Source organism: Verrucomicrobiia bacterium (genome assembly GCA_036268055.1).
In the GTDB taxonomy this organism is placed as follows: Bacteria; Verrucomicrobiota; Verrucomicrobiia; order Limisphaerales; family Pedosphaeraceae; genus DATAUW01.
This window is the reverse complement of record DATAUW010000020.1, coordinates 39,935-63,550: the sequence shown is the minus strand read 5'-3', so window position 1 is coordinate 63,550 and position 23,616 is coordinate 39,935. Positions and strand designations below refer to the sequence as shown.

Annotated in this window: 16 protein-coding genes and 1 tRNA gene; 7 read left to right on the top strand and 10 right to left on the bottom strand. The window is 54.8% G+C overall.

Annotation, left to right across the window (positions count from 1 at the left end; translation table 11 throughout):
• Positions 1-214 precede the first annotated feature (214 nt).
• The 4 genes from VH413_14445 (at position 215) to VH413_14430 (ending at position 4,331) form a co-directional block, all read left to right on the top strand.
• Positions 215-553, top strand: a complete 339-nt coding sequence (locus tag VH413_14445) for a P-II family nitrogen regulator (GenBank protein HEX3799890.1) — start codon at positions 215-217, stop codon at positions 551-553.
• A gap of 35 nt (positions 554-588) precedes the next feature.
• Positions 589-2,349 carry an ammonium transporter gene (locus VH413_14440; GenBank protein ID HEX3799889.1) on the top strand — a complete coding sequence of 587 codons (1,761 nt, stop codon included), beginning with the start codon at positions 589-591 and terminating at the stop codon, positions 2,347-2,349.
• An 87-nt stretch (positions 2,350-2,436) separates the two neighbouring features.
• Positions 2,437-2,751 (top strand): hypothetical protein, encoded by a 315-nt coding sequence (locus VH413_14435; protein ID HEX3799888.1) that lies wholly within the window; start codon positions 2,437-2,439, stop codon positions 2,749-2,751.
• 149 nt (positions 2,752-2,900) lie between these two features.
• Entirely contained in the window at positions 2,901-4,331 is a 1,431-nt protein-coding gene (locus VH413_14430; protein HEX3799887.1) for a sodium:proton antiporter, read from the top strand.
• Between the two features lie 547 nt (positions 4,332-4,878).
• Here the strand turns inward: VH413_14430 and VH413_14425 are convergent.
• The 6 genes from VH413_14425 to VH413_14400 all read right to left on the bottom strand — a co-directional run bounded on the left by VH413_14425 (position 4,879) and on the right by VH413_14400 (position 15,411).
• A complete protein-coding gene (locus VH413_14425) occupies positions 4,879-7,917 on the bottom strand; it encodes a TonB-dependent receptor (GenBank protein ID HEX3799886.1) in 3,039 nt (1,012 codons plus the stop codon).
• A gap of 225 nt (positions 7,918-8,142) precedes the next feature.
• Positions 8,143-8,703, bottom strand: coding sequence for a sigma-70 family RNA polymerase sigma factor (locus VH413_14420; protein ID HEX3799885.1), 561 nt, complete (start codon positions 8,701-8,703; stop codon positions 8,143-8,145).
• A gap of 87 nt (positions 8,704-8,790) precedes the next feature.
• The gene (locus VH413_14415) at positions 8,791-12,363 is read right to left on the bottom strand and encodes a tetratricopeptide repeat protein (GenBank protein ID HEX3799884.1); all 3,573 of its coding nucleotides are present in this window, start codon (positions 12,361-12,363) and stop codon (positions 8,791-8,793) included.
• A 449-nt stretch (positions 12,364-12,812) separates the two neighbouring features.
• Entirely contained in the window at positions 12,813-13,457 is a 645-nt protein-coding gene (locus VH413_14410) for a UdgX family uracil-DNA binding protein (protein HEX3799883.1), read from the bottom strand.
• A 173-nt stretch (positions 13,458-13,630) separates the two neighbouring features.
• Positions 13,631-13,706, bottom strand: a tRNA-Phe gene (locus VH413_14405).
• A gap of 88 nt (positions 13,707-13,794) precedes the next feature.
• Positions 13,795-15,411, bottom strand: a complete 1,617-nt coding sequence (locus VH413_14400) for an RNA polymerase sigma factor (protein ID HEX3799882.1) — start codon at positions 15,409-15,411, stop codon at positions 13,795-13,797.
• 298 nt (positions 15,412-15,709) lie between these two features.
• Here VH413_14400 and VH413_14395 point away from each other — a divergent pair, with 298 nt between their 5' ends.
• Together VH413_14395 and VH413_14390 are read left to right on the top strand one after the other, a co-directional pair.
• Entirely contained in the window at positions 15,710-15,913 is a 204-nt protein-coding gene (locus VH413_14395; protein ID HEX3799881.1) for a DUF3185 family protein, read from the top strand.
• A gap of 57 nt (positions 15,914-15,970) precedes the next feature.
• On the top strand, positions 15,971-16,177 hold the full coding sequence (locus tag VH413_14390) for a CsbD family protein (GenBank protein HEX3799880.1): 207 nt from the start codon (positions 15,971-15,973) through the stop codon (positions 16,175-16,177).
• Positions 16,178-16,229: 52 nt separating this feature from the next.
• On the opposite strand, the gene VH413_14385 is transcribed toward VH413_14390, so the two are convergent.
• The 4 genes from VH413_14385 to purN form a co-directional block, all read right to left on the bottom strand.
• Complete coding sequence (locus VH413_14385) at positions 16,230-16,937, bottom strand: response regulator transcription factor (GenBank protein ID HEX3799879.1); 708 nt, start codon at positions 16,935-16,937, stop codon at positions 16,230-16,232.
• Between the two features lie 106 nt (positions 16,938-17,043).
• Complete coding sequence (locus VH413_14380; GenBank protein HEX3799878.1) at positions 17,044-18,009, bottom strand: tyrosine recombinase XerC; 966 nt, start codon at positions 18,007-18,009, stop codon at positions 17,044-17,046.
• A 26-nt stretch (positions 18,010-18,035) separates the two neighbouring features.
• Positions 18,036-20,849: a DNA topoisomerase III gene (locus tag VH413_14375; protein ID HEX3799877.1), complete on the bottom strand. Its 2,814-nt coding sequence runs from the start codon at positions 20,847-20,849 to the stop codon at positions 18,036-18,038.
• 210 nt (positions 20,850-21,059) lie between these two features.
• A complete protein-coding gene (gene purN / locus VH413_14370; GenBank protein HEX3799876.1) occupies positions 21,060-21,728 on the bottom strand; it encodes a phosphoribosylglycinamide formyltransferase in 669 nt (222 codons plus the stop codon).
• Between the two features lie 87 nt (positions 21,729-21,815).
• Here purN and VH413_14365 point away from each other — a divergent pair, with 87 nt between their 5' ends.
• Entirely contained in the window at positions 21,816-23,582 is a 1,767-nt protein-coding gene (locus VH413_14365; protein HEX3799875.1) for a lysine--tRNA ligase, read from the top strand.
• Positions 23,583-23,616 lie beyond the last annotated feature (34 nt).

The window sequence follows — 23,616 nt, the reverse complement described above, 5'->3', positions numbered from 1 at the left end:
AAGAATCCTTCTGAAAGCTAATTCCATATAAATCAGCAATAAACAAAGTAATAAAAATGATTCAGTGGCGCTGGCATCGTCTTTGCTTGGTGCATGGGCGTGCTCAGTAATTACTCCGATTCAGAAAAAAGTCCGTCGGCGGAATTGCGGTATGGGCCGTAAATGTCGGGTATCTGCATCAACCAAAAGTGTCCGGTCGTTAACCCTATAAAATATGAAGAAGATCGAAGCCATCATAAAACCATTCAAACTGGATGAAGTAAAAGGAGCCTTGCACGACATTGGCGTCAACGGAATGACAGTCACTGAAGTTAAAGGGTTTGGCCGCCAAAAGGGCCATACCGAAACCTACCGTGGCAGCGAATACACGGTGGATTTTCTGCCCAAGATCAAAGTCGAGATCGTTGTGGACAACGACATCGCTGACAGCGCTGTCGAAGCCGTGATCAAGGCTTCGCGCACCGGTAAAATCGGCGACGGCAAGATTTTCATCACCGCGCTCGAGGATGTCATTCGCATCCGCACGGGAGAGAAAGGCAAAACCGCGGTGTAACCGTCCATTCAACCATGATTAAAAACCCAAACAATATGACTAAAAGATTCCTAACGTCCCTGACCGCATTATTTTTGCTCGCATCCGTTTGCGGGCCGCTGCGCGCGCAAGATACCAATGCCCCGGCCGCGATGGCGGCCACGAACGCTCCGGCGGCAGCCGCTCCCGCGCCGGCCGGTCCCACGCCCGACCCCGGTGGCACCGCGACGGGTATGGCCGTGGATGCGCAAGCGCCCAATGGCACGTTCATCGTCACCGCTCCTTCCGATTTGAGCAGTGACGACAAGAAGGACACCAACAAGGTGTCGGCCTTCAATGATGCTAAAAAGGCGTTCGACGATTATACGGCGCAGTCCGCCAAGGAACCGCTGGCGGTCAAGCTGGCGGATTCCGTGGGTCATAATCGTGTCGCCATCAACTTCATGTGGACGCTGGTGACCGGCTTCCTGGTCATGTTCATGCAAGCGGGTTTCGCGCTGGTCGAAACCGGTTTGTGCCGCGCCAAAAACGCGGGGCATACCATGGCGATGAACTTCATGATCTACCCGATGGGCATGCTCGGATTCTACCTTTGTGGATTCGCGCTGATGTTCGGCGGCATGGCCGATCCGAATAGCCCCAGCGGCGGCGGCATCGCCACGATGGGCGGCTACGCGGGATTGAATCACGAAGTGGGCATCCACCTGTTCGGAAAATTCTTCGGCCTGTTTGGAACCAAGGGCGTGATGCTTCAAGGCGCGGGTTATGATACCGCGGCTTTTGCATTGTTCCTGTTCCAGATGGTGTTCATGGATACGACGGCGACGATTCCGACGGGCGGCGCTGCCGAACGCTGGAAGTTCTCCGCGTTCATGATTTACGGCTGCTGCATCGGCACGATCATGTATCCGTTCTTCGGCAACTGGGTCTGGGGCAATGGCTGGCTCGCCGAACTCGGCGCCAACTTCCCGGGCCTGGGCCACGGTCACGTTGACTTCGCCGGTTCGTCAGTGGTGCACATGCAAGGCGGTGTGATCTGCCTGATCTTCTGCTGGCTGATCGGCCCGCGCCACGGCAAATATAAGGACGGCAAGATTGTTCATCCCATCACCCCGCACAGCATTCCGCTGGTGATGCTCGGCACGTTCATCCTTGCCTTTGGCTGGTTCGGTTTCAATCCTGGTTCCAGCCTGGCTGGCACGGATCTGCGCATCGCGGTAGTCGCGGTGAATACGATGCTGGCTTCCGCGACCGGCGCGTTGGCAACGACGCTCTGGATGTGGTGGTTCCGCACCAAGAAACCGGACCCCTCGATGATGTGCAACGGCATGCTCGCGGGATTGGTCGCCATCACCTGCCCTTGCGCGTTCGTTAGCGCTGGCGGCGCGTGCTGGATCGGCATTATCTCCGGCATCCTGGTCGTGGAATCGGTGTTCTTCTTCGACAAGATCGGCATTGATGATTGCGTGGGCGCTATCTCGGTCCACGGCGTCAATGGCGCCTGGGGCTGCCTCTCGCTGGGATTGTTTGCAGACGGCACCTATGGTGACGGCTGGAATGGCGTCCCGGGAAAAGTGATTGGCGCTTTCTATGGCGGCGGCATGGGCCAATTCTGGGCGGAGTGCATCGGCGTGATCACCTGCTTCATCGCGCTCTCCATCATCTCGCTCGTGGTTTACTTCATTGCTGAGAAGCTCGTGGGCAACCGCGTTTCGCTCGAAGTGGAAATCGAAGGTCTCGATGTTCCCGAAATGGGCGTGCCGGGATATGCGGGCATCGTCATGGACAAGCAATCGGAAACCCCGATGGGCAAGTAAGAAGTTCTTCAGGTGCGGGGGCAGCAATGCCCCCGCACGTTTTTTTAGTTAATTGACATTTTTCCCAAAACTCCAATGCTTACACAAATGAATCTTTTCACTGAGGCAGCCAGCCTGATCGCCGGCACCATTCTTGGATTGGCTTTCGGTTACATCCAGGAAACCGCCTGGCGCCGTTATCAACGCCAGCAACGCGAAGGCAATTTTCACAATGGCTGGGCAGTGATGCCGGGTTCAATGAGCCGCGTGGCGTATTTCCTCGTGGCGATGGTTCTGGTGCAGATTGTCTGCCCGATGCTTTTCAAGGACGGCTGCCAATGGTGGGTTTCCGGCGGTGTGGTGCTTGGTTACGGCGTCATGCTTTATCGGCAGCTTCGGGAACGGATCGCCCAAAATCGCTAAGCGGTTTGGTTGCGCCATCGTTTTGTTTCAATCAATCGCCGGTTCCAATCCGGCGAGGCCGCGAGGGGGTATTGTGATTCAATATTTCCCGTCTCTGATTAGCGAGGTCGTGCGCTTCAAGGATTTCATTTCTTCCAAAAAAATATTTCATGGATGCCAATAGTGATTTGCTCACCATCAATCCATTGATGATTTTTCCGTTCGTTGCGCTGCTGGGCATGGTGGCGCTGGCGCCGTTTTTCTTTGCGGATTTTTGGGGCAAACATTATGCCAAGGTGGCCGGTGGTCTGGCGCTTCTGGTGGTGGCGTATTATGTGGGAATCATTCACGCGCCGGGGCATGTGCTCGATACCGCCCATGAATATTTAAGTTTTATCGCACTCGTTGGCTCATTGTTTGTGGTGTCGGGTGGAATTCACATCAATGTGAAGGGCGAGGCTACTCCACTGCGGAATGTGCTGTTTCTGCTCGTGGGCGCGGTAGTCGCCAATTTGCTTGGGACCACGGGCGCATCCATGCTTTTGATTCGTCCGTGGCTGCGCACCAATAAATATCGTGTCACCGGGCATCACGTGGTTTTTTTCATTCTGATCGTGTCGAATGTCGGTGGCTGTCTCACGCCCATTGGCGATCCGCCGTTGTTCCTTGGTTATCTGATGGGAGTGCCGTTCTCGTGGGTGACGGTTCGCTGCCTGCCGATGTGGGCAGTGGGCACCAGCATTTTGCTCATCATGTTTTTCATCGTGGATTACCGGAACTTCATGCGCGCCTCGGCAAAAGTTCGCGATAAGGAAACGGGGCATGAAGATTGGAAGCTCGGCGGCTTGTTCAATATGGTTTTTCTGAGCGTGATCATCGGCGCGGTTTTCATAAATAATCCGCCGTTCCTGCGGGAAGCCTTGATGATTGGCGCGGCGCTGGCGTCTTATTTTCTCACTGGCAAGCACCACCACGAAGCCAACCATTTTTCCCTTGGGCCGATTAAGGAAGTGGCCATCCTGTTCATCGGAGTTTTTGGGACGATGATCCCCGCGCTGGACTGGCTTCAGGCGAATGCCGGGCATTTGCAGGAGGCCTCACCCGGATTGTTTTATTGGGGCTCAGGCGTGTTGAGCAGCGTGCTGGATAACGCGCCGACTTACCTTTGTTTTTTGAACACGGGTTTTGGAAGGTTCGTGCATCCTGAAGTCGTTTCGCAAGTAGCACAATTAGTGCAAGCTCATGGCGCGGGACTGGCGAGCGTCACCGGCGCGCACGCCGAGGCGGTCCGGCAAACTTTCGCCGCGCTGCAGAAATTTCATCCGGCGGACATCGCCGCCGGCCACGCCAGCGTCGAGGAAATCAAAACCGCGTTTCTTTTGGGGGATGCCAAACTCAGCCTTTACATCGTGGCTGTAAGTGTCGGCTCGGTATTTTTTGGTGCGAACACTTACATCGGCAACGGCCCAAATTTCCTTGTGAAAGCCATAGCCGACCACCAAAAAGTTCACACCCCCAGTTTCGGTGGTTACATCTTAAAATACACACTGCCTTACATGCTGCCGATGCTTCTAATCGTTTGGCTGCTTTTTTTCCGCTAAGAAACCTGATAACATGAGTTTTTACTCTGTCGAAATCTTTCATAGAGTTAGAACCGCATGGAAGGGCGTAAAGCCAAAATAATAAAGCGGCGGTGCTTGATGACGGAGCAGAGTATCGTCAATGTAATGACATCGTACTGGACATCAGCGCGAACCACATTGCGGAATAAAAATATCAAATTCATCAATGTTTTCAATGGGGTTCTGTGACTATTCTCCAAAATCTTCCGGCAGTTCCTCTGACAGTTGGCATAGGCGTCTCATACCGAAACAGACTAGTTCAATTTACGTGGCGGAGGATTGCCGTTTTCGGCTCCATCGTCTCGGCAATTCTCCTACCCGCGAACGCCGCAGTCTGCGCCACTTGGAATTACTTCTTTGACTTGCCTGGTTGGATTGGCTGGCAGACTCTGCCTGGTGCGCTGGCCGTCGCCTTCATTCCGCCATTCTTTCGGCAATGATCCCGCCGTCGCGAATGACCAACCATCCGGGGCGCGGGTATTGTTCCAATCGCCATAAGGACGCGATTTTGCTAACACTCGAATCCCTAAAACTTTTTAGAGATTTCAAAATAGACGAACCGTCCGAGCAGGTCATAGACGTTTTTGTCGCTATAATCATCCGGCCCTCCGGCGATAAGCGGCGCTGGAGTATCAGTAATATTGTTGCAACCAACCGTGAGCCGCAAACCATCCATCCAATCCCGGTTCTTCCGGCCACGGCCAAATTCGTACGATATTTGCATATCAATCGTAAAGTAGGCGCTGACCTCTTGCGCGAGCCCGTTGATGGTGCTTCCTTGCGTTGCTCCCGGCGTGGCGATGGCCGCGAATAAATTCCCCGGAATTGTCACCCCGGGAAGATAGTGCGCGCTGATGACATATTGAAGGTTCTTGTAATCCCACGTGAACGAGCAGTTGACGTTATAATCGGGGATGATTCCCTGTGCCGACCCGAACCCGTAAGTCCCCTGTCCCTCGTAATGAAAATAACCCCCTCCCGGCGCTGACTGCACTTCATACGTCAGCGTCCAATTAATATTTCCGTTGAGCGTCACCGTGCCCCACGTCACCGGGATCGCATAATTCGCCGAGAAGTCCAAGCCCTCAGTGCGGATGGATTCCGAGTCGGTTAACGGCAGCGTAAGATTGCCGAATGTCGCGTGAACCACTTGGCCCGGTGCGGTGGTCTTGAGTGATCCACCATTACTAAAAGCATAGCCCGGCGCGAACGGCGAAGCCGAACCCAGCGCGTTCAAGCTGGCCAAAGCCGAAGTGTAATCAGCCGACGCCACATGATCTTCCAATACATGATAATAATCCGCGCTCAATGTGAGGCCCGGGGTGATCTCCGGTGAGATGACGATGCCCAGGTTCCACTGTTGCGATGACGACGGCTTAAGGTTGGGATTTGAGGTCGTCGTGATTTGCTCCTGGATCGTTCCGTCTGCCAATTTGATGGAAGGCACACTCGTCGAATTCGGCCCGAACGCGCTGTAGATGGACGGCGCGAGATACGCTTCCGAATATCCACCGCGCAACGTCACTTGATCATCCACCGGCTGCCAAAGAATTCCGATTTTGGGAACCGCGGCATGGCCTCCGGGTTCAATTTCCTCGAATCGTCCCGCCGCCGTAAGTTCCAATGAATGGAAAACCGGCACGTGATAGTCCTTGGAGAAAATCGGAATATTGACCTCGGCAAACCCAGCGTAACGCTGCCGGCTGCCGGACGAGGGAAACGATTGCGTGATGCCCGGCGAAAGTCCCGCCAGCGTCAGCGAATCCACCGAGGTATCCAAACCTTCATGGATAAATTCTCCCCCCACCGCGATTGAAATTGGCCCCGCCGGCAATTCCAGAAATTCCGGCGCCGCGATCACTTTGCCGTCGAAGCTCCACAAATCCGACGAACCTTTTTGGAACAAGGTTGCCGAGATCGCATTGAGGGTCGCTGGGGAATTTCCGCCCAGCCCGAAGTAATTGAACACCGGCACTGCGTTGCCATTTGCATCCGTCAGGGTGCTCAATGGCTGGCCCTGCGCATTCACCGCGCCGGTAGGGATAAGCGACTGGTTCAACGCCCCGCCATTGATGGCGTTGCGGGTCAGATAAAGTTGGTCCTCGCGATTGTAAGTTCCGCCCACTTCATAACTGTATTCCGGATTAATGAGGCCCTTGAAGCCGGTCGCCAAGTGATATGAATCAGACGTGGTATCGAAAACACGATTTCCATTCTCAACGAATCGCGTGCGGATATTTGGAGGATTGACCGGGCCACCCAGGTCCGTGGCAAAAGGATTGTAAGGATTGTTTGCCGGGATGACGATATTGGCTTGTTCGAGAAACGGTCCCGGCGCGGGTCCCAATTCCGATTCTGCTTCCGAATGCGCGTAGAGAAATGAACCGAACCAGGTCAGATGATTATCGAACATGTCGTGGTCCAGATTCAACGTCACGTTCTCCTGATCTTGTTTCAACATCGAATACGTGCCGCTTTGGGCGGCATTGAATAGCGGGTATCCATTATTCGCCAGCGAATTGGCCGTCGCCCCGAAAGGAATCGAACTGATTGGAATATAAGGCGCGAAACCCAGTTGCGCCGTCGCTGCCGCGTTGTACGCCGCCACCGAAGTGAATGGGCCGCCCGTGACCACCGGTGGCGTATTCAATCCCGCGCGATAACCCGGTGCGCCCGCCGCAAACGGAGAACCGGCCAAAATATAACTGCCATCCACATCATCCACGCGGCCGGGAAAGGTCGGGCTCGAATTGATTCCCACCGGAAGCAGGCCGGCCTTCTGCAACCCCTCCGGTGTGCTGTCAATGCGATCTTTTTCGAGCAGCGGATCGGTGTGATAATATTGCGCCCCCAGCACGACCCGGGTGTGGTCAGTGGTGAGTCCCATCACCACACTGGTTTTGTGCTGCAAAAATCCGCCGCTGGCTCCGTCCGTCGGAAAGCCCACCTCTTCGCTCGCTTCCACTCCGTTGTAATTCTTTTTGGTGATGATATTGATCACGCCGCCCACCGCATCAGAGCCGTAAAGCGAGGAGGCGCCGTCTTTCAATAGCTCGATTCGATCAATCATTCCTATTGGAATGAGATTGAGGTCCACGCCCTGCCCCTGGCTCAACGCGGAATTCGCCAGCCTGCGCCCATCCAGCAGGACCAGCGTCGGAAGGTTGCGGAACGCCGCGAATGATTCTCCCGTGCCTGGCAACTGGCCGGTGAAAATTGATTGGTTATTGTTCACGCGCCCGACCGCATTGGCCGACCCGACAAAGCCTGGGCTCAGTTTCATCAGCGTGCTCAATACATCCGTCGTGCCCGCCTTCTGGATGTCTTCGGATGTGATCGTCTGGAGCGGCGCCGGCCCAATGGTCTCGGAAGTCGGCGTCAATCGCCCCGTGACGATGACCTCCGGGAGCTTCGTTGGAATGTTGGTGGTGTCGGTTGTTGGCGCATTGGTCAACTGGCCGATTGCTGAATTTCCGGAGAGGAGTTGGACGGCCGCGCCTGCCGACAGAACACCACGCAAGGCGGCACGAATATTTTGCGGCTTCCTGTTTTTTCGATTCTTCATGGCAATGTCTCCCATGTTTCCCGCGCTGACTCACACGGACGGATTTCGCTGGCAACAACTTTTGGCATAGACAGATTAATTGGTTTACAGCGGTACTTCCTTGAACGTCCCGAAACGCTCACCACAGACAATGCGAAATTCCCGGAGCAAAAGTATCAGGTAATAAAAATCCGCGCCGGGCGCGCGTTTCTACCCGATGCCGTCAAATCGCGGCGAAACGGCCAGCTACTGGCTGGGATTTTCAATCTCCTCGTAAAGCCACGCGCGCGCGTAAGTCCAGTATCGCTTCGCCGTCGGTTCCGAAACCCCCAGCGCTCTCGCGGCCTCCAGATTTGTCATGCCGACAAAATAACGAAGTTTCACCAACTCGGCTTTGACACTGTCCACGGCGGCCAGTTTGTCGAGCGCATCGTTCACCGCCAGCAGCACGTCATCGTCCTTCTCCGAAACTGCGTCCGCCTCCAGAAAATCCACCCGCTGCTGTCCTCCGCCGTGGCGCGCCGCCCGCTTGCGCCGTGCTTTTTCAATGAGGATTCTCCGCATCGCCTCGGCTGCCGCCGCGAAGAAATGGGATCGCCCTTCCCATTTTTGATTTTCATCGCCGGTCAGGCGTATCCAGGCCTCATGCACCAGCGCGGTCGGTTGCAAAGTATGCCCCGGCGATTCGTGCGCCATCCGGTGAACCGCGAGTTTGCGCAGCTCGTCATAAACCAGTGGAAGTAATTGATCGGCTGCGTGGGGATCGCCCTGTTCCGCTTGCTGGAGGATGCGCGTCACGTCGCTCATGTGAGCGAAACGCAACCAGTTTTACATCCCGCACTCAAGCTTATTCATTCGATAAGAGCGCTTGAATCCGTTTCCTTGTCCTTGTAATCAAAGCTTGGCACCGCCCGCCTGCCCGGCAGTGGCGACTTTGCCGCCAATGAGGGATTGCGCCTCGCGCGCGAGGATGCGCACGGTCAGAAAATCCTGCCACTCGCGGCCAAGGTCACCGCTATCCACCGCGGGACATTGGCCGTTGATGATATTCTCGGCCTTGGCCAGGGAAGATTGCGCCTCGATGGGTTGTTTGAGTTCCTGTTGGGCCATCGCCTCGATCAGGTACGCGCTCGCCATGCGGTTTCGTTCGCGCTCATGGTTCCAGCCGGGGATGTCTTGCTGCGCGCTGGTCGCGAGTGCCTTGTCGCACCACTCGAGAGCGCCGTTAAATCGTCCCGACCGATATTCCGCCAACGCCTTCGTGAGTTGCCGCCAGGTGAGGTTCCAATCTACATAATCCGCCGCCGCCGCGAGGTCTGACAGCTTGCTCACCTCTTCGGTCTGTGAAGAGTCCGGAGGGGTGAGCAGCGAAAGCATGGCCACTCGTTGCGCGATCATCGGACCGTCTGGATTGACAAATCGTTCCAGCGCTTTTCGGCGGAGCCGCTCGTATCCATCCGCCGAACCTTCTTCAAGAAGTAAAGGAGCAAGTTGATACCATCCGGCAATCGCCGAAGGCTTCAATTCGATCACCCGGCTCAGGTCGCTGCTCGCGTCTTTCCATTTCCCTAATCGTGCCAGGACATTCGCACGCCCGGCATAGAGTTCCGCCCGTTGTGGCTGGCTGCTAAGGTTCTCGCCAAACTCGTCAATCAGGAGATTGCGCCCGAGGGTCGCATCCTCGGTCACATAAAGTTTTACTCCGATCCGGGTGCCGCCGTCGGCATCCTGACAATGCAAGGCGAGAACATTTCGGCCTTTTTTAAGCGCTGCCTGACCCGCCGTTGAACAGGGAACCAACACCTCCACGTCGCTCCAATCAACGGTTGGAGTCAGCAGCACTCCATTCAAATAGACTTGCGCATCCTCATTCCGATTGACGCGCAAGACCAATTTTCCCGCGGGAATTTCCGCAAGATCAAATTCCCTTCGCAACCATAGGTTGGTCAGCGCGGGCGCCGCACGCAGCGAACGGGTTGTATAAGTCGAATTAGCCACAAGCTCGGCGGCAGTGGCCCATCTTCCATCTGGAAAGGTAAAGGCCGCCCAGTTCGCACCCGGTGATTTGCTCGTGTAACGCCATGAGCCCGCCGTTGATCCCGCGTCCATCGGCAGCGGCGACAAGGAAGGACTCGCCAGCGAACACGCCAGCCCATCGGCGGTGAGTTGGGAAACCGCCAATGAGGATGACAGCGCATCGCTCGCGGGCAACTCGGCCGGGTCGAGTAACAAGGCTTCGCGAAATAAAGAAGGATCGTCAGCGAGTGCGCCTCGCCGGCGGATGACGTCATTCAGATGAGCGCGCACCAGAGTGATGTGCGGATGATCCGGCGGCAACAGCCGGGTGATGATATTGAGCGACGCGTTAAAAGTGGATTGCGCATTGGTGAGATCGCCCTGGTCCTGCAGAACGAGCGCAAGGTTGTTCAGGTACACACACCGAACCATGTCCGTGTCCGTATCCGTTCCGGTCGTGTAACGCAAAGCATCGCGGAACGCCTTTTCAGCGCCAGCGAGATCGCCACGGTCACGCAGCACCAACCCAAGATTGCTGGACGACTCGGCCAAATCAACGCCGTGGTCGCCGGGCAGTTTTTTGCGGATTTCCAGGCTCTGGCGAATCCGCGTCTCCGCTTCGGGCAGTTCACCCCGGGTCCACAATGTCAACCCCAGATCGTTGTAAGCCAGTGCCGTCCTTGGATCGTTCGCCGGCGCAATCTTTTGCCACAAACTCAACGCATCCCTTGAGGCCTGAACCGATTTCGGAAAATCCCCCTTGTCGCACAAAGTGGCAGCCAATTTTTGCAGCGACGTGGCCGTATTTGAACTTTCCTTGCCATAGACCTTTTCGTCCAAAGTGACGGCATGGGTCTGCATATCCACCGCTTTGGCATACTCGCCCAAATCCTGGTAAACCCCCCCGATCGTCAGGCACAAATCCGCTTCCACTTCGGGTTGGGAGGAAAGTTCGGTGCCCATGCGTCTCGCCGTCTGGTCCAAAATCTCCCGCAACATTTCCGTGTCGCGACCCTTCGCTTTTTCCGGGCCCACGCCCTGCAACATGTCCTGTAAAAAATGCGCGGTCTGCTGGCTTTTCTTCGCTTCCGTCAACGCCACTTTGTTCGCCTGTTTTTCTTTGAAAAACATGAAGGTCGAAAAACCCAGCCCGGCCAGCAGCGCCAGCAAAACGCTTCCGCCCGCCGCGAAAGCCGCCTTGTTCCGAAAAACCATTTTTTGCAGCCGGTACATTCCGCTGGGCGGACATGCACTCACCGGTTCGTTTTGCAGATAGCGCTTAATATCGGCGGCGAGGCCATTGGCCGTCTCATAACGCCGCGTGCGATCTTTCTCGAGCGCCTTCATCACGATCCAATCCAAATCGCCGCGGATCAGGGAAGTCAATTTCGCCGGTTCCATTTGCCGATGATTGGCCACTGTAGTGAGGTCCGCCTGCAACATCGTGTTCAGCCGCGTGGAAGGCCGCAACGGCTCCCTTTCGCGAATCGTCCGCCGCATTCCGTCCAACCCCGACTGCATCAATTCCTTCGCGTCAAACGGCGTCTTGCTCGTCAACAACTCGTACAGCAGCACACCCAGCGAATAAATATCGCTGCGGGTATCAATATCCAGCGCGCTCATCTCCGCCTGCTCCGGACTCATGTAAGCGGGCGTCCCGATGAACTGCTCAAACATCGTAAAAAGCGTTTTGTCCGTCAGCTTTTGCTCCGTCGCCTTGGCAATGCCGAAATCTATCACCTTGGGAATCGGCACACCGTCATGCAAAGCGATCAGAATATTCGAGGGCTTGATATCACGGTGAATGATGCCTTTTTGATGCGCATGCTGGATCGCCTGGCACACTTTGATGTGAAGATTCAGGCGTTCGGTGGTCGAAAGATGATTCTGGTCACAGTAATCCGTGATCTTGATCCCGCGCACCAGTTCCATCACGAAGAACGGGCGGCCGGCTTCCGTCGCACCCGCGTCCAACACCTTTGCGATGTTCGGATGATCCATCAATGCCAGCGCTTGCCGTTCGGCTTCAAAGCGGGCGATGACATTTTTGGTATCCATCCCCAACTTGATCACTTTCAACGCCACCCGCCTCCGGACGGGCTCCTCTTGTTCCGCCATGTAAACGACGCCGCATCCGCCTTCCCCAATTTGCTGCAGAAGTTTATAACGGCCGATTTTGTCTCCCGCCTTTTCCGTCGAAGACAGAGAGATTCTCACCGTGGCATGAGGTCCCGCCGCGGGCAACGGCATCGGCTCCGCTATCGGCAGGGTCGAGGCAGGTTTCTCCAGAAATTCGCCCGCCTTCTCATGGGCCTTTACCAGCGCCTCGATGCGTTTTCGCAACCTGGGATTGCCCGCGCAAACCTCGTCCAAATGCTTCGCGCGCTGCTCGGCGGGCAATTGGAGGGTGGAGATGAAAATCGCTTCTTCGTGCTCGCTAGGATTGCTCATGGCCTATTAATTCTTTTTATTATCCTAGTAATGCGAAATAACGAGCCAAAAAGGATCAGCCGTATCGAAAAAATAACTGATCCATTCGCCCCTGGAATTGCGCATTGACTGTTGAAGGTCTGCGGTCGGTTTTGACCGCGGAGTCGGCCAAAAAAAAACCAAACCAAAAAGCTATGAGCGACTACAAATTCTCCTGCAGCCATTGTGATCAACACCTAAGCTGTGACGACAGTCTGTGCGGCCGGCAAATTCAATGTCCGACCTGCAACCATCTCATCCGCATCCCTTTGAGCGACACCAATTCGGCCTCCAGCCACAAAACCGTCCAGTCGGGCCGCACTTGGGATACTTTTCTCCCTAATCAATACCCAAAAACCTAGAGCTTGTATTTAATTTTATCAGCGGGCTAAAAATGAGTTCCGCGCAAAACACCAAGCTTTCCCGAAACATCACCGAATCATTTTCGCGACCTTCTTCAAATCGGCGATGAACAGCTTCAGTTGCGCCTTGCGATCATTGGGGTTGGGAGCGCGAAGAATGGAGGAAGGGTGAACGGTGGCAACCGCTTTTTCCGCCAGCGCGGTTTTAACTAATTGACCGCGGCTTTTGCTCACGCGAAAATCTTTTTCCAATAAAGCCTGCGCCGCCGTGGCGCCCAGGCAGACCAGTATTCTCGGCTGGATCACGGCGAGTTCAGCTTCCAACCACGGGCGGCAGGCCGCGATTTCCCCGCCGTTGGGTTTTTTATGAAGGCGCCGCTTTCCCGATGGCTCCCATTTGAAATGTTTGACCGCATTGGTGATGTAAATTTGACGGCGATCAATGCCCGCCTCGGACAGCGCCTGATCCAATAATTTTCCCGCGGGCCCGACAAATGGCCGACCCGCCAAATCCTCGTCGCTGCCCGGTTGCTCGCCGACAAAAACGATTGTGGCAGCTTTAGAACCTTCGCCAAAGACCGTTTGCGTTCCCCTTTTCCATAAGTGACACGCCCGGCATTCGCGCGCGGCTTTTTGCAATTTTGGAATTGTCGGCGATGGCGGAATCAATTCTTTGACAGGAGTTTCACGAGTTTCATCCGCGAGATTTTTCATATAGCTAAGGCAAGCTATTACCAATCTGAAAAAAATCCACCGTGAGCTGGTTCAATGAAAATCGTAGGAACGGCTTCCCTCAAATACACTCGCATCCAATCTTTTATTAGCGGCCCATCATTTCAAGGTGGATATAGCCTTCTATTTACGGGCTTCTACAGGGGTTTTAGAAGTGGTGGCTGGAGCCGGAATTGAACCGGCGACACAAGGATTTTCAGTCCTCTGCTCTACCGACTGAGCTATCCAGCCACACTGCCGCGCGAACGTGAATTCACGCGGACGGGCATATTACGCTTCCCTTCGCGCCGATTGCAAGCTCCTTCGTGCAATTTCCAACTCACCGGTTTGCCGAATCACGCAATATTAATTTCTGCAGCGCGGCTTGCTGTTCCGGGGTCGTGGCGTAGGGCAAAAGTTGTGTCTGATCAGCTGGCCATTGGCCATCGTGCGCCGTTCGAAACGCAGCGAAAACCGGATTCATGGCATCGCTGATTTCCTGATGCAGAAAATCCGTGCTGCCAAGACCGTTTGGACCAATGCCGTAACGCGTATCGAACACATCATCCACTGCCGCTTTCTGCGTGATAATCACGTCCCCACCCATCCCCAGGCTCTTCACCGTACTGGCTGGCGCGATTTCCCACTCCTGCAAAATAGAGTTGTCCATTGGCGAACTAAAATACGTTTGCAACTGGTTGATGTCCGCCGGAAATTGTTGTTCATTATCTTTCATATAAGCCGTCAACGCCTGCTTCAACATACTCGCAGCTTTGTTCTGAGCCTCCCCGCGAAGCGCGCTGAAGGCGATGCGATAATCCGTATCGCTATTAAGATTCCCCTTCACGGCATTCAGCCAATCCTGGTCGGTGAGAAATTGAAATTCCGGGATCCGAGCGTTGGGAGTTTGCTCCAATTTTTGTTTGAGCTTGTTCACTTTCACGAGCCATTGCCGCGCCGTCGCATCGGTCGAATCATTCGCCGCGGCCCGCAGCTGCGTGACTTCCCCGCGCAATTTCAAAAGCTCCGCATCACGAGAATTCGTTTTCGTTCGGTCATTCGCGGCCAATGACGAGGCCAAACGATTCGTCGCGTCGGCGAGTGATTGGCCCAACTGCTGGACCTGGGCCGTGAGCAACGATTGTTGTTGTTGCAGTTTTTGGTTTTGGTCGCGCAGCCGGAAATTTTGTTGCGCCTCAAATATTCCCCCGCCAACGGCGGCAATCAAGGTTGTGGTGACGATGGCTTTTTGAAATGTGGTCATAACGATGGCTTTAGTGGCGGCGAGAATTGCCGCCGTGGTGATGGTGGTTCCTGAAAATGCGGTTGAAGAAATCATCGCCGCCAAACCAGCCGGCGCGGCTTGCACGGAATGAACGGAAACCGCTCCCGCAATCGCCACGCCGCTGAGCACGACGCCGCGTTCGGCAAAAAATTTCCGCAACTTTTCAATCGCGCGCGTCACGCGTTTATGCGCCGCGTCCTCGCGTATGCCGAGAGTGGCCGCTGTTTCCGGGCCGCTTTTATTTTGGTAGAATCGCAAAACAAGCAACGCGCGATCTTGTTCCGATAATTTTGACATGGCGGTTTCCAGATGCGGCGAAAGTTGGGCCCAGGCAGCGGCGGCGTCGTTTTCATTCAAGGTGGATTGCATATAGGCCTCTTGTTCGCGCGCGTGGCGGCGTGCATTGGTGCGAAGCAACCGCGCGGCAGTGAAACGGGTTGTTTCATAAAGCCAGCCCGGCAGCAATGTGCCGGCGCGCAACCCGCCGGCTTTGCGCGCGAGCAGAATGAAGACCGCTTGCGTGACATCCTGCGCGTCGCCGTCATGGCCAGTGCAACGGCGCGCGACAGAATAGACCAGATTGACATGACGCCGCACCAATTCCGCGAAGGCCGCCTGGGAATTATTCCGGGCAAATTCCCGAACGAGTTCCATGTCTGATATATCTGGCATCTGCTGAATTATCTCCGCTGACGGAAAAAGTGGACAAACTTTTTTTGAGTTCTTATTTCCGGATCGCCGCAACTTGCCGTATAGGCTTTGCACCCCGCCGCAATTTGTCGGTTCAATTATTTATTCAAAGCCGCGGTTTCGCTTGGGGTATTCATCCAAAAAACCGGCCTGCTTCTTATGCACAAGGCACTTATGCGCGCGGATTCACTATTCTTAATTTGCCATTTTTACCTTGGCACAGGCCGCGCTAAATATCCCGGTGGGCCGGACGTTGTGACGCCCAATAACCAAAAAAATTATGAACAAAATTATCTCTCTGGCTCTGCTCGCGGGCGGCATCGTGCTCATCATCATCGGCATCAATTCGAGCAACTCCTTTGGCTCGGATGTTTCCCGATTCTTCACCGGCTCACCGACCAACAAAGCGATTTGGCTGCTGATTGGCGGCGTGGTTGCGGCGGTTGCCGGTTTGATCGGCACTTTGCGCGGCTCGAAAGCATAATCTAATTACCAAAAATTTTGCCGTCATTTGGCGGCATCAACCAAAGGAAGAACCAGTATGAATACCACGGAAGCAAAAGGCGATTGGAACATCGTCAAAGGCAAGATGAAACAAAAGTGGGGCAAGCTCACGGACAACGACCTGCAATATAGCGAAGGCCGGGACGAGGAATTATTTGGCCGCGTCCAAAAGGCTACGGGTGAAACCCGAGAGGCGGTCGAAAAAGCCTTGAAAGACGCCGGCTTCAAGAAATGCAACTGCTGATTGGTTGCGCTGCGCGGGTAGTCCGGCTTTGAATCCGGCGCCCGCGCTTTTTTTATTCCAGATTGACGATTCCGTTTGCGATCGCAAATTTCGTCAATCCGGCGACGCTATGGATGTTCAACTTGGACATCATCCTTTCGCGATGCGTTTCCACGGTGCGGACGCCTACGCCCATCTTGCTTGCCATTTCCTTGTTGCTTTGTCCCTCGGCGATCATTGCCAGCACTTGCCGTTCACGATTTGTAAGTTTTACCGCCGTTGGTGATTGTTCCGCGCCCGTCTCGGCCAGATATTGGTTCAACACGATCTGGTTGATGTCGGGACTGAAAAAGGGTTCGCCATTATCCACCGATTCGATTGCGCGCAGCACGTCCGCCGGGGGCGCGTCCTTGAGCACATAACCTTGCGCGCCGGATTGGATGATTTGCAGCACCACGCTTTTGTTCGTGTGCATCGAGAGAATCAAGACGCGCGTGCCCGGAAATTCCTTGCGAATCTGTTTTGTCGCTTCCAAGCCGTTCAACTTCGGCATGTCCACGTCCATCAAGACGACGTCCGGCGAAAGCTCCTTGACCTTGGCCACGGCTTCGAGCCCGTTGACCGCTTCATCTATCACTTCAAGATATTCAACACCCGAGAGCCACGAGCGTATTCCTTTCCGCACCACGGGATGATCATCCGCCAATAACAATTTTATTTTTTTCTTCCGTTTGTTCATGGATACGGTCTGCGCCAGGCATTTGCGAAAAGGTCGCAACATTCAGTTGGCTAAATCCATAGTTCATATTGCCATCCGACAAAGCAATCAAAAATTGGATGCTGCGCCTGTTCATGCGTATATCGGCAGCCTGCGGTTAAAACTTTAATCAGGCCCGCGGGTGCGCCTCGTCGTACGCTCGCTTCAACCGCTCCGTCGTCAGGTGCGTATAGACTTGCGTAGTCACGAGATGCGCATGGCCGAGCAACTCCTGAACGCTCCGCAAATCTGCGCCCGCGTCGAGCAGATGCGTTGCGTAACTGTGGCGCAACTTGTGGGGCGTGAGCTTGGGATCGAGCCCTGCCATCGCCAGATATTTTTTCAAACGTGTCTGCAAAATTCGCGGTGACAGTTTTCCCGCCGCGCTGGTTTCCGCGACGAACACCGGCGCGTCTCCCGCCGGCGCTTGCTCCAGCAGCCTCCAATAATTTTTTATCGCCGTCAGTGCCGGTTCGCCGATGGGCGAGGTCCGCTCCTTCTTCCCCTTCCCCATCACGCGTACCGACTGCTCGTTCCAGTCCACGTCCGACGCTTTCAGCCCGCACAATTCGCTGATGCGCAAACCGCACGAATAAATCGTCTCCAAAATCGCCACGTCGCGATAACACGCGCTTGCGGCAATCGGACGCCCTGCTCCTTTTTTTTTCGGTTGCTCCAAAACTTTCAATGGCGCGCCCAACAAGTCGAGCATTTGCTGGGCGGTCAAAAATTTCGGCAGCCGTTTCTCGAGTTTTGGCAGTGAAAGATTTTTGATTGGCGATGCCTTCACGGCACCATGCCGGATGAGAAATTTATAAAACGTCCTTAACGCACAAAATCGCAGTTGGATCGCCGCGCGACTGAGTTTGCCTCGTCCGAGGAACCGCACGTAGCCGCGAAAATCATCCCGCTGCAACGCGCTCCAGTCCGGCGACTGCTGCCGCTCTTCGCGAAGCCACCGCTGGAATTCCACCAACGCCTGCCGGTAATTGCGTTGGGTGTAAATCGAAGCGCCGCGGTCCGTCGCGAGGTGCGCCAGGAATTTTTGGATTCCCTGGTCAACCGCCGGAGGATTTGATTGAGGTTCCGCTTTCACGCTCAGAAGTAAAGCGGCGGCGCGCGTCAGCCCTCGCCCTCGCGCGGCGGAAACTCGAACGAAACTTTGCCGGTTTTATCCATCACCAGATACGCGGGGAACGGACGCCCGGCCTTGGAAATAAATTTTTCGAGCAAATCCGTCTTGCCATTCGCCAGTAATTTTTCCGCCTGCGCGTGGTCAATCGGCTGCTGCAAAAGTTCCTTGCTGATCTTCTTGAACTTGCACGGCTTAGCGTCGAGTTGCGAATTCTCGCAGATGTAACCCTCTTCCGTATCGAATACTCGCCCGCCGCACTTGGGACATTTGCCGACGACTTCTTTGCCGGTGAAATCAATTTTCGGCATCGGCTCCTTCGGCGCGCCATCTTTGCCTTTGCCCTTCTTTTCACGCGGCGCAAATTCAAAGGCCGTCCCGCCATCCTTCAAGATTAGCCGCGCCTCGAATTTGCGATTATTTTTCTTCGAGACGAAACCTTTCAACAAATCCGTCTTGCCTTCGGTCAATAATTTCACCACCTGCGCGGGTTCAATGGTCTGCTGCAAAATAATTTTCCCGGTCGTGAAGGTGCAGGTCTTGTCCGGGCCAACGGCCTTCTCGCAGACATATTTCATGCCGGTGTCGAACACGCGCGAGCCGCACTTCGGACATTTGCCCAGCGGCTCCTTGCCCGTGAAATCCACCGGCGCGGCGGCCTCGCCATCCTTCGACTGGTCGTTGCCGAAATCGAATTCCGGTTTGAATTCCGGCCCCATTTTGATGATCGCCGCGAAGGGAAAACCCTGCTTGCTGCGGAAACCCTGCAACGGGCCCACCTTGCCGAGCTTGATCAGTTCTTCAACTTCAGAAATTTCCAACTGCCGCCCCGCGACGATTTTCCAAAGCGCAAAATCACATTTCTGGCACTGGAATTTTTTATAATTTTCCAGAATCTCGCCGCCGCATTTCGGGCACGGCACATTCAGCTTGCCGTAATCGCCCGGCACGGTGTCGCTCTCGTGGCTCTTGGCTTTCGCCACGATGTCCCGCGTCGCATCGGCGATTTCCTGCATGAACTGATCGCGCTTCATTTTGCCGCGCGCCATCAGGTTCAATTTGAATTCCCATTCGCCCGTCAATTCCGGCGAGCACAACTGCGGGATCTGCAATCCGCGCAAGAGCGTGATGATCGAGAACGCTTTCGCGGTCGGCTGCAATTCGCGGCCGTTGCGCAAAACATATTTCTCGTAAATCAAACCTTCGATGATCGTCGAGCGCGTCGCGGGCGTGCCGAGGCCTTTCTCGATCATCGCCTCGCGCAACTCCTCGTCCTCAATCAATTTGCCCGCGCCTTCCATCGCGCCGAGCAACGTCGCTTCCGAGAAGCGCGCCGGGGGTTTGGTCTGCTGCCCCTGGACTTCGATGTTCTCGGTCTTCACCGATTCGTTCGCCTCGACGGCCACGAGCGTCGGTGTTTCGTCGGTTTCCGCGTCGCGACCATAGACGGTCATCCAGCCGGCATTGACCATCACGCGGCCTTCAGTCTTGAATGGCTCACTCTCAACACGGGTGATGCGCGTCGTGACCAAAAATTCTGCCGCCGGATAAAACACCGCGAGAAACCGTTTCGTGACCAGGTCGTAAAGTTTCTGTTCAGGCTCGGTCAAATTCTTCGGCGGCGGTCCGATGGGGATAATCGCAAAATGGTCCGACACTTTTGCATTATTAAATATGCGCTTGTTCGGCCTGACCCAGTCGGACTTCAAAATCTGGTCGGCGAACGTACTGTAGCCGGTGGCATCCGCCAGCGTGGCCATCGTTTTCTTAACGGTCGCTACGTAATCTTCCGGCAACGCGCGCGAATCCGTTCTGGGATAGGTCAGGACTTTGTGCTTTTCGTAAAGTGCTTGGGCCAAGCCGAGCGTGTTCTTTGCGGAATAGCCGAAACGACCGTTTGCCTCGCGCTGCAAACTGGTCAGGTCATATAATAATGGCGAAAGCTGCGTCGCGGGTTTGCTTTCCTCGGTGACGATGCCCGGTTTCCCGAGGCATTTTTCACGAATGGCATCGGCGGCATTTTTGTTCCAGAGGCGTTCGGCGCGCTGATGTTCATCACCTTCTTTTTTCTCGCGTGAAAATTTTTCGTCGAACCAGCGTCCGGCATATTGCCCGGCCTTCGCGCCGAAGGTTCCGTGGATTTCCCAGAAATCGCGCGCGACAAATTTTTTGATCTTCTCCTCGCGCTCAACCAAAATCGCCAGCGTCGGCGTCTGCACCCGGCCCACCGTCGTCAGATGAAAGCCGCCAGTCTTTGAATTGAACGCCGTCATGGCGCGCGTGCCGTTGATGCCAATCAGCCAATCCGATTCCGAGCGGCACGTCGCCGCATCCGCCAGCGGAATCATGTCCGCGTCTGTGCGCAGATGCTCAAAGCCGTCGCGGATCGCCGCCGGAGTCATGGATTGCAGCCACAGGCGCTGGATCGGTTTTTCCACGTGCGCGTGCTGGATGATGTAACGAAAAATCAATTCGCCTTCGCGCCCGGCGTCGCAAGCGTTGATGAGTGAGTCAATATCTTTGCGCTTGATGAGCTTCGTGAGCACCTTCAACCGCGACTCGGTTTTCTCGATGGGCTTGAGATCAAAGTGCGGCGGGATGACGGGCAGGTTCGCGAAGGTCCACTTGCCGCGCTTCACTTCGAATTCGTCCGGCACGGACAGTTGCAGTAGATGGCCCACGGCGGAAGACACCACATAACGGTCGCTCTCGAAGAAATCTTCCGATTTCTTAAAACCTCCCAACGCCTTGGCGATGTCGCTGGCGACCGAGGGTTTTTCCGCTATGATCAATGCTTTTCCCATTTTTTAAAATCTTCCGCGCATGCTTCCGAACCGGCTTTCCCTTCCAACCCTATTTATTTGAGTGTGGGAAACTGGCGTAAAAAAGGCCGAATGTCAACCGGCCATCCCAATCAAAATTTTTTCGGCTCGTAAAAATGCGCTGGTTTAGTCAACGCAGACGTAACGCCTCTTCGATCATTTTGGATGCAAATCTTTCCGTTATTTTAATTTTTAACTGACTCCAATCGTCCGACGTCCCTGAACGGTCACCTGTCCCCGCGCCAATGCCGCAATCGTTTTTGGGTACAACGTCCGCTCTGCCTCCTGGATGCGCGCGTGCAGCGTCGCCGGGGTGTCGCCATCCAGCACGGGGACGGTTTGCTGGGCGAGAATCGGCCCGGTGTCCACGCCCTGATCCACGAGATGCACGGTCACGCCGGTGACTTTCACCCCATAATCGAGCGCCTGTTTCCACGCTTCGAGCCCGGGAAACGACGGCAGCAGCGCCGGATGAATATTCACCACCCGTTGCGCAAACGCCCGTAAAAATTCGCCCTTGAGTATCCGCATGAATCCCGCGAGCACAACCAAATCCACTTGCGCCGATTGCAACGCGCCGATAAATGCCTTCTCCGCGTCTTCATCCAGTTTCGTGCGAAATTTCCCCGGCGAAATAAATTGCGCGGGAAGCTGCCGTTCGCGCGCGCGTTCGAGGATCAAGGCGTCCGCCACGTCGCTGATCACGACCGCCACTTCCGCGGGAATCGCGCCCGCCGCGCACGCGTCCGCGATAGCCACAAAGTTCGAGCCTTTGCCTGAACCCAGCACACCGATCCGAAATGTTCGCCCATCGCCCATACGCTTCTCATACAACGCTCTCCCGCCACTGACAACAGGCAAAAATATTTTGTCGCTGTCCGCCCCATATATTAATGCATCAAAATCTTGGACATCCGCGGCGTGTCCGTGTTTCATGTGCGTATCCTTATGGACGAAACGAACTCATTGATCGAACAGCGCAAGGCCAAGCTCGCCGCGCTGCAAGCGAAGGGCATCAACCCTTTCGCCAATAAATTTACCCCGACCGAAACCTGCGATGGCGCCCGCTCCAACTACGTCGAGAACCGCGAGGTCGCCATTGCCGGGCGCATCACTGCGCACCGCGAAATGGGCAAGAGCATCTTCATTGACGTTCGCGACCAAAGCGGTCGTGTGCAGGTCTATGCGCAAAAACAGGCGCTGGGCGATGAGCAATTCGACATTTTCAAACACCTCGACCTTGGCGATTTCATCGGCGTCATCGGCACGATGTTTACCACGAAGACCGGCGAGCCTTCGGTTAAGATGGCGTCGTTTGTTATTCTCGCGAAAGCTTTGCGCCCGCCGCCCGGCAAATGGCATGGGCTTGAAGACACCGAGATTCGCTATCGCCAGCGTTATCTCGACCTGATGGCGAACGAGGAAGTTAAGAATACGTTTCTTAAACGCAGCGCCGTCGTGCGGGAGATCCGCAATTTTTTCCATTCGCGCGGTTATGTCGAAGTCGAGACGCCCATGATGCAAAACATCCCCGGCGGCGCGGCGGCGGCGCCGTTCGTCACGAAGCACAACGCGCTCAACTGCAATTTTTATTTGCGCATCGCCATTGAGCTTTATCACAAACGCCTGCTCGTCGGCGGCATTGATAAGATTTTTGAGATCGGCAAAAACTTTCGCAACGAAGGCCTCTCGCGCAAACACAATCCCGAGTTTACCATGCTCGAGGCGTATCAGGCTTACGGCGATTACGAGACGATGATGGAGCTGGTAGAGTCGTTAGTGACACATGTCGCGGAAAAAGCCCTTGGAACATTGATAATCTTACACGCAGACAAATCTGAAGCTATCGGAATCCTTCAGACGCTTCTTAACAACCTAGATAAATTCGCGACAGAAACAAATTCTAAAGGGGTTGAATCTTCGCACTTAGGAGCTTTAACAGAACTACGAGAATGGTTGAAAGACATTATTGCACAATCTCGAGAAGAACCATTCAATGATTGGGTTCAACGGGCAAATGTATATTTAAGTGAGCAAATACGAGCGCAATACTTCATAATTGCGGATTCATTAAACTGGAAACTGACCGAATGGTCATTAAAGTCTTTCGACCAAATATCAAATAATTATAAAAATGCCATTAATAGATTTGATGCGCTATCAAAGTCCAAAAAAATCGATCTTAAAAGACCTTGGCGTAGAGTAAGATACAAAGACCTCGTGCGCGAAAAAGCGGGGGCCGATTGGTTTGAGATTTCTCCCGAAGCCCGCAAAGAACGCGCCGTTACCCTTGGCGCGGAGATCGGAAAAGAATACGAAGACTTTGAAGTTACCGGCGCGATCTTTGAAAAACTTATTGAGCCGACTTTGATCCAGCCGACGTTCGTCACGCACTTGCCCAAGGAACTCGTGCCACTCGCGAAACTTTCGCCTGACGATCCGAGCACGGTGGAAGTTTTTGAATGCTGCATCAATGGCCAGGAAGTTGCGCCCGCGTATTCTGAACAGAACGACCCCGTCGAACAGCGTGAACGCCTCGAGCATCAGGCCGGCGGCGAGCAGCAAAAACTCGATGAAGATTTTCTTGTTGCTCTCGAACACGGCATGCCTCCCGCGGGAGGCATGGGCATGGGCATAGACCGCCTCTGCATGATGTTGCTCGGTCAGGAAAGTATCCGCGATGTCATCTTGTTTCCGCAGATGAAGCCGAAATAATTTTTAGCCACGGATTGAACACGGAAGAAACACT